The organism is Bacillus cereus group sp. BceL291, from assembly GCF_051776705.1.
Lineage (GTDB): Bacteria > Bacillota > Bacilli > Bacillales > Bacillaceae_G > Bacillus_A > Bacillus_A cereus.
In genome coordinates, this window is sequence record NZ_JBPWAP010000136.1 from 1 (window position 1) to 7,825 (window position 7,825).

Sequence of the window (7,825 nt, forward strand, 5' to 3'; positions counted from 1 at the left end):
TGAACAGTTATCCTGCTCTTAATTGTTTTTGTTGTTTCTACAATCTAGAACAGTCCTCGTTGTCGCTTATGCTTGCGCATTACTTAATCGAGAACGTCTCGCACGCCATTACATTTTTCCTCCTAGAACGTAAAAAAGGACACACCTGTACCGTTGGGATGGTACGTAAGGTGTGTCCTTCACGTAAAATATGATTTATTTATATAGTTGTTAATATAAATATAATGGTATTTTTACTCAAATGCAAGAATAATTTTAGATTGATTACAAGTGGATTTTGGGGATTCTAATTATAGCAGTCATAGCAACCCCATCCTTAATGTGCATTAATTAAAAATGCGATAATTGTAATTCTCGATTTACACGTGCGTTTTCACTACGCATTCTAAGATTTTTAACTGCCCATTCATCAATGCCAAAATATCTACATAATCCATTAATAATACATTTCTCTAAAATCAAAGCACAAAGTTCAGCCAATAATATTACATCTCTCATTTGAATTTTGAACTTATTTTTTATTAGATCATAGGAAATGCTTATTTTTAGTTTTCTACCAAGTTGTAAGATATCTCTATCATACTTATTATTTCTATGTACAATATTATCTCTTAATCTCTGCCAAAAAGTAAGTAACTGGTGATTCCTTGTTCCGATAATGAAATTTTTTTCTCTATTATCTATATATTTCTCAAAGAAATTAAGGTACTCATTCATGCAAGAATTAGACAGGTCTAATTCTTTGGGGAGATTAGAATCAAACTTAGTGAGTACATCAAACAAACTTGCTAAGGTTTCCTCTAGTCTGCTTAATAATAATACAAGTGTTGAGGCAGCGGATGTTTCTATTTCGAATTCCTTTTCCTTTACCGCACTAAAATTGGCTGGCCCTTGTTCTAATTCTTTTGTAATACGCTGCTCATTTTTTTGAAAAAGCTTTACAATAGATGAAAATTCATTACTAGAAACCTCCATTATTTCAGTTATTTCTAATGATTGTTCAGTCGAGAATTTACTCTTTTCATTTCCCACTAGTATTAAGCACATTGCTGATAGATACATCTGTTCTATTGCCATCACTTTTATATATTCATTTTTCATCACTTATGTTCACCCGATTCAATTTATTTAAGGAATTATAAAAAAATTTATATGTAGTGATTTTAAAATATATAATTAGAATTCTCAATAAAAAAACATAGTCTCATATTTGAAACTATGCCTTTTTAAATTTAAAGTATGCAGTTATCTCTTATAAGAAAATCTAGAATAGTTTTTCTAACCGTATTCTGCTACTTTTTGTATATTTACCAACCTCAAATCAAAATCTAGAATGTAGTTCCACTAGATTTAATTTGAGGTTTAAAAACTATTAATCAAAGAAATTATTCAATTCTTTACTCATTGCGTTTGATGTTTTTTGCTTTGGTTTCTCAATTTTATTAAGCGTTGGCTGCGTAGTATTATTTTTATTTTTTTGCTGGGATTTTAAGCGCTCTTGGCGTTCTTTGTAACTCATACGCTTATGTTCAGGTTGCTTTTCATCATTTCTCGAATGGTCTTCCTTATTTTTTTCTAAGTTTTCATGAACTGTAATACTAATAGATTCGTAAACTCTTGCTACATCTTCATCAAGTTTATTTTCTTCTGTATAATTAAGCGTTTCAGTAATTGGAATCGTATTGATTTCTACATGTGTTTCGTCTGACTCTGTTGCTGTAGCTGAAATTGAAGTAGATTCTATATTTGTTTCCGCAGTCTCTATAATTGGAACGGGAAGTCCATCAGATGGGAATTCTTCTAGTAGTGGTTCAAGATCATTGGGAATCCCGGAATGAATGATGGAATCCTTATTCCAGTCTTGCTCTAGCATAGTAATAGATAATTCTTTGTTCAGTTCTGCTACCTCCATATTTATATCATGGCAATCTTCCATATGAGGTAATTCTATATCTATACTTTCCTCAATAATTTCTTCCGCTACTGCATTTTTTATATCATGACTCACACGTTCTATTGGCATTTCTTCTACTACCGGTATTTCGCTATCTCCTGGTTGTTTCACAAAGTCTGCTCCATCATTACATAAAATATCTTTAAATTTGTTTTTCTTCTTTTCCGCAGCCACGCTGTCTTCGATTGGAATCGCTACCCCTTGTGAGATAGTATTCTCTGAATTTTTATCTAATGAATGAGTAGCATTAACAGTGGGACCTTTTGCTAATTCGGGCTGACTATTATGATTTGAAATTAAAACTTTACGAGGACCATCGCCTGTGTAAGAACTTACAACTAGATTTTGTTCTAACTTCTCAATATATTGCATAGCCTTCATATAGCCAATCCTGAATTTTCTTTGCAGATGAGAAGGTGAGATTTGTTGTGATTCAATAATAAATTCCTTAATTTCTTCATACAACTTATTTTCAGCCCCATCATCAATATCTATCTGGTGGTTCATAGTTGCAGGATCATTAGATAGAATTTCATCTTGGGACTTGTGTTCCTTATAATCATCCAATGATACAATGTGTTGTTGTTCTTCGTTTATTTCTATAGAGCTATTCTGTTTGATCTCATCCTCTTGTATAGGCGGCAAAGGTTGTAATTTCTTCATGTTCTCTGCGTCTACATGCTTCATAGGATTTGCTTTTGCAATAGATTCATTAATAAGACGAAGACGTTCATTTTCCCAATATTGGCCTGTTCGCTCCTCTACCTGTATTAGTGCATGCGCGAATTCTTCTTTAGGTACAAAGTTACTCGTAATTTGTTGGACAGGTTGCACATGATTATCTTGTACAATACGAGCTGCACAGATGAATGCACCTTGTCCCATAATATCTCCTGGTGACATAACAACTTCTTTTGCTTTCTGATAGGTTGATCCTAATCGACTAACAGGATTGTCTTGCATAGGTGAAATACCTTGTTCAGATTCTGCCTCTTTAAATTCTTCTTTTTCACCAAACATATCTGAAAAGATTTTTGCATCATATGGTGTTACATCTCCAAATATCATTTTATTACGGAATGAGCCTAGTAAGGTAAACATGTATTGCTCTGTGAAGTCGAGAGCTAATTGAGATAGTGTTTGGCTAGCAATTGTTAGAATTACTTTATATTTACGAGATTGAGCAGGGAATTCTTTAAACGGCCGAACAAATGTGTAGCATCCTAGCCCGAGAGGGCTGGGGTAGCTACTAACCCTTACGGGTCGCGATAGGTAAAGCTTTGAAGTTATCTCTACTTTTTCCCCCGCCCCACACCGTGCGTGCGACTTTCACCGCACACGGCGTTCCATCGGTTCAGATTGATAACCCCTAATAAATTTAGTTGGTATCATCCTTATTCTTTACCTCGCGATTAAGATAAGGTGAACAATGAGATATATTTCAAATGTGTAGCAGCTCACGGTATTTCTTTAGTTTCGGTAGTTTGTATAAGATACTGCCTTCTAAGTCCTTTTGATGTATAAGCTTATGGCATCTTATGCACATGGTGGCAAGATTGCTGAGTTTGTTGATTTTCTCTAAAGGTAGTCGGTTATTAACGTGATGGCAATGTATGTTAGTTGGAATCAACCCTGTCTTACATATTCGGCACTTTCCTTTGTCGCGATTATATGCATAATCGCGATTAAGTATATATTCAAAGTTATAGAGTCGTTTATTCTTAGTTTGTCTAAGCATCTGATACAAGACCATTTGGTTGATTTGGTCGTTCGAATAAATGGTTGGTCTCATTTTCTTATCGACCTTTCCATGTCTTCTCGAATAAATTATCCTTCCTATCTGTGTATAGGGGGTCGTATCATAATTGTATAGGAGTGCTTTAGTACTAGGTGTAAAACTCATTTTGGTTAATCCTATCTTAACTCCATCGACTTCAACGAAGGGAACTTTGGTTTTATGCCCTTTATGCCTATCTTTACGATTATCAAGATTTTCAGCTGGAGTAAGCATTTTTTCGAATACTCCTCCACCATGTTTGTTCTTAATAGACTTGTAGAATGTATAGCGTATTTTGTCATCGCATCTAACGAAAATTCTAGCAGAATTTCCTATACGGAAATAATTACTAATGCCAATAATTTTGGCGTTAATAAGTTCTATTTGGGCGGCAACATCATGAGAGTTGGTTGTTTTCCGAACATTGTATGTATCTCGAAGAATTTCTCTCATTTTAGAGTTTAATTTCTTTTTGTTCGGTATAGCTTTTCCTGCAATACAGTTTTTCAGTCTCATCTTTTCAGCTCTGATGTCGAATCCTAGGAATTGGGCTGGCTTCTCTCTCATATCGGTAATAAATGTTTTCTCCTTTGATAATTCTAATTTGAGTATATGTTTGTAATACTTATCGATTTTAGTCAAGAGTGTTCTTGCCTGTGCTTTATCCTCGCATAGAATTATCCAGTCGTCTGCGTATCTAACAAGAAAACATTTCTTATGTTTTCTAACTACTTTTCTAAGTCCTGTACTGAAAGCGTGTTTAACAGTATAACGCGCGTAGTGTTCTTCGAACTCTTTAGCTATCATCCAGTCAAAGTTATTTAAGTATATGTTCGCTAACAGGGGAGATATAATTCCACCTTGTGGAGTTCCCAACTCCGTAGGGAAAAGTTGATTATCTTCTAGTACACCTGCTTTTAGCATTTTCTTAATAATAGTTAGGAATCTTTTATCCTTTATGCCCATATTCCACATTATTTCAACAAGTTTATTATGGTTAATATGGTCAAAGAAACTTTTGATGTCACCTTCGATGGCTACGTACGTTTTTGACCTAGAAATGGTATTCAAGATTCTGCCTATCGCATAGTGACATGAACGATAGGGACGAAAACCATAACTATGGTTGAAAAACTTCGCCTCCGCTATGGGTTCTAACACCATTCTTGCTGTTTCTTGGATTATCCTATCTATCATGGCTGGGATTCCTAGAGGGCGCTTTTTACCATTGCCCTTGTCAATGTAATGCCTTCGAACGGGTTTAGGTTTGTAGTTGTCTATGTGTCCCCAGATGAGTTTGATAAGCTGTTCCGTTTCCATTTGTAGGTAGTAGTTCACGTCTTTCTTGTCAATTCCGACCGTTTTACTCCCACGATTGCTTTTAATGTTGTGAATTGCCGTTTTAATAGTCTGCTTGTTTTTCATTAGTTCTATCATGCCATGAAAAGAAGAGTTATCTTCTTTGGCCTTTTTGTATATTAGGTCTAACTTATCTTGGAGCTGTGCTTCATTATCTATCAAATGTCCTTTAATCCTCATTACATCTCCCCATTATTCAAGCGATTGTAACGATGTGCTGTTTAATTCCCACTCTAGAAGAGGTTCATATAGACATTTGAAATATCCATTGTTATTCTGAATCGACTGGTCCCCTTCGCTCCACGGACATTACTCCGCTTCCTCACTACTACGAGACCGCTGCCACTTGCATTGTTTCAAGCAGGATCACACTCCCTATGGCAATGCAAGCTTCCCAAGTTCCATTTGTTCTATCCCTTATTTTACATTCCTTTAGGTGCCCACTTTACGCCGACGGTACTCACCAGTCTTGAGTAGCTCTAACATACTGGTTCAGCATAATCGGTAATTACGAAACCGATTATGTGCAAGGATTAGAATTTCGAACTTCTCCTTGTTCCCGTTATTCCTTCCGATTGCTCACGTTAAGAAGGGATTCCCTCACGACGCTTCAAGACATGGATTCCTTTCGTCACCATTGGGATGTTTTTAAAGACCACCGCACCATATAGGCATTAGTGAGTTGTGCCATCAGGTTACGACCTTACCTAACTTCAGACCCTAACTCGTGTGTAAGTTAGCGCATGTAGGGGTATCATGGCTAGGATTAATGAGCTATTATCCTAGAATGGGAGTTTCACCCATAAAATTCGAACAAATAGTTAGGCTGTGTAAGAGTCAGCCTCTCCATTTCACGCCGCTACGTTTATAGGAGAACTTGGCGTACCAAAATCCGGGAACTCATCGACAATAATATGATGGTAAGGCGAGACGTTTGGCTTCCTGCGGAATACGGCATTCTGCATACTAAGTAAAACGAATTTCCCTAATACATTAGAAAGTTCTGCTAATTCCCCTTTTGCAGTATTCACAAGTAAAATACCACCTTGCTCCAAATGCACATCAAAATCAAAATCGGATTTCCCAAATAAAACCCGTCGTATTAAAACGTTTGAAGCTAAATCTTTTAAGATATTACGCAAACCTTTTACATATTCTTCTTCTCTGTCATAATGCATCGGTTGTCCGCGGTATTTTCCAGATTTATAAACGGCCGGTTCACCTTGGAAATCCATCTTTTCACAAATGGTATTATATAGCAATAGGTAAGGTTTTGAGGCAATCTCCACCTTTTCCCCTGCTCCACACCGTACGTGCGATTTTCACCGCATACGGCGTTCCATCATTAAATTAACTAATCAATAATATCCAAATTACATTTCTGACGAAACATATTGAGTTTTTTCAATTGTTTTCCATCCAATTGAAGTAAGTTTTTATATTTAACAATCGTCTCTTTCTTTGTAGCATGTATAAGTGTATGAACTAATTTATGAACAATCACAAGGTTTTTAAAATCATCTTTTCCTCCTAATTTTCTGGGGGTCACATGATGACAATGTACTTCTTCAGCTTCTAGGAATGTTCCCAAAATTGAGCATTTCCCTAATTGCATAGAGTACCTAGAGATTCGATTATCCTCGTACTCCAAGTTGTCATTTCTTTGTGTGAACATCATTTTATTGATTTCGTGTTCTACACTTTGTTTGATTCTCTTGTGATTTTTTCTTCCCTCAGTGGTGTAATTACAGATGTTTTGACTGAAATTCATTGCATTTTCAGTTCGAATATCTGCTATTGGATATAAATAGACTCCCATTATTTTGTATGTTTTATAGTTGTTTTTATGAAGTCGTTTATATAAAACCGAAGGGTTTATTGGTTTTTCAAATACATGGTTTTTAAGTCGATTATATAAGGTTCGTGATAGACGATAGGCTATTAGGCGAAAATTATAATTTACATGCGTAGCTGTTCGGTAGTAGTTTTTGATTTCTAATATATATTGATTATATTTGTTGACAGATATTACAGTTGGTTTATGTTGAATCTCTGTGATTAACTTTTTGGTTTTATCTAAAATAGTTTTTATTTGTTTACTTGCAACGTGTGTATTAGCAACAAATTTATTCTTCTTTTTAACTGCTTTTAATTTGAATCCTAGAAATTCTGATTTACCCTTTGTAATATTTGTTATCTTTGACTTTTCTCTTGATATATTAAGCTGTAGGTGATTTTCAAGGTATTCTTTGACTGCATGGAATATCTTCTTTGCAGATTCGTGAGAATCTGTAAAGATTTTAAAGTCATCTGCATATCGTACGATAAACATTTCTTTTAACTTTGTAGACTTCAGTGCTCTATATTTGTGAAGGTTTGTGTACTTGTGTTTCGTATCCATGTTTTCCCATTGGTTCGAGATCCACCAATCTAGATCATTCAGTACAACGTTCGATAGTAGTGGTGATAAAATACCACCTTGCGGTGTTCCTTTTGAAGGTATACCTACGCCTTCTATCGGTGATTTAAGCATTTTTGAAATAATGCTTAGCACCCTGTTATCTTTTATTCCAATGTTGTATAGCTGTTTTATTAGCTTGGTGTGATTTACATTGTCAAAGAATCCTTTTATATCTACATCTACTATATGATGTTTATTCCCTTTATTTATAAGAGATTGACATCTAGCTATTGCATGTTTTGTCGCTCGATTAGGTCTAAATCCATAGGAATGA

The 7,825-nt window shown here is 35.2% G+C and carries 4 protein-coding genes and 1 pseudogene; all 5 read right to left on the reverse strand.

Features of this window, described 5'->3' with window-relative positions:
• Positions 1-330 precede the first annotated feature (330 nt).
• On the reverse strand, positions 331-1,101 hold the full coding sequence (locus ACS2CR_RS32705; protein ID WP_000787561.1) for a hypothetical protein: 771 nt from the start codon (positions 1,099-1,101) through the stop codon (positions 331-333).
• Between the two features lie 271 nt (positions 1,102-1,372).
• Positions 1,373-3,163: pseudogene (locus ACS2CR_RS32710) on the reverse strand (DNA translocase FtsK); the annotation flags it as partial.
• 232 nt (positions 3,164-3,395) lie between these two features.
• Positions 3,396-5,270, reverse strand: coding sequence for a group II intron reverse transcriptase/maturase (gene ltrA / locus ACS2CR_RS32715; protein ID WP_153603144.1), 1,875 nt, complete (start codon positions 5,268-5,270; stop codon positions 3,396-3,398).
• Positions 5,271-5,941: 671 nt separating this feature from the next.
• Positions 5,942-6,379, reverse strand: coding sequence for a conjugal transfer protein TraG (locus ACS2CR_RS32720; protein ID WP_438906139.1), 438 nt, complete (start codon positions 6,377-6,379; stop codon positions 5,942-5,944).
• 65 nt (positions 6,380-6,444) lie between these two features.
• Positions 6,445-7,825 (reverse strand): reverse transcriptase domain-containing protein (locus tag ACS2CR_RS32725; RefSeq protein WP_438906140.1); only part of this gene is annotated, 1,381 nt, incomplete at its 5' end.

What these genes read in the sequence shown, in the direction of transcription:
- ACS2CR_RS32705 (WP_000787561.1), bottom strand. Translation starts at nt 1,101, where the DNA reads ATGAAAAATGAATATATAAAAGTGATGGCAATAGAACAGATGTATCTA.
- ltrA (WP_153603144.1), bottom strand. Translation starts at nt 5,270, where the DNA reads ATGAGGATTAAAGGACATTTGATAGATAATGAAGCACAGCTCCAAGAT.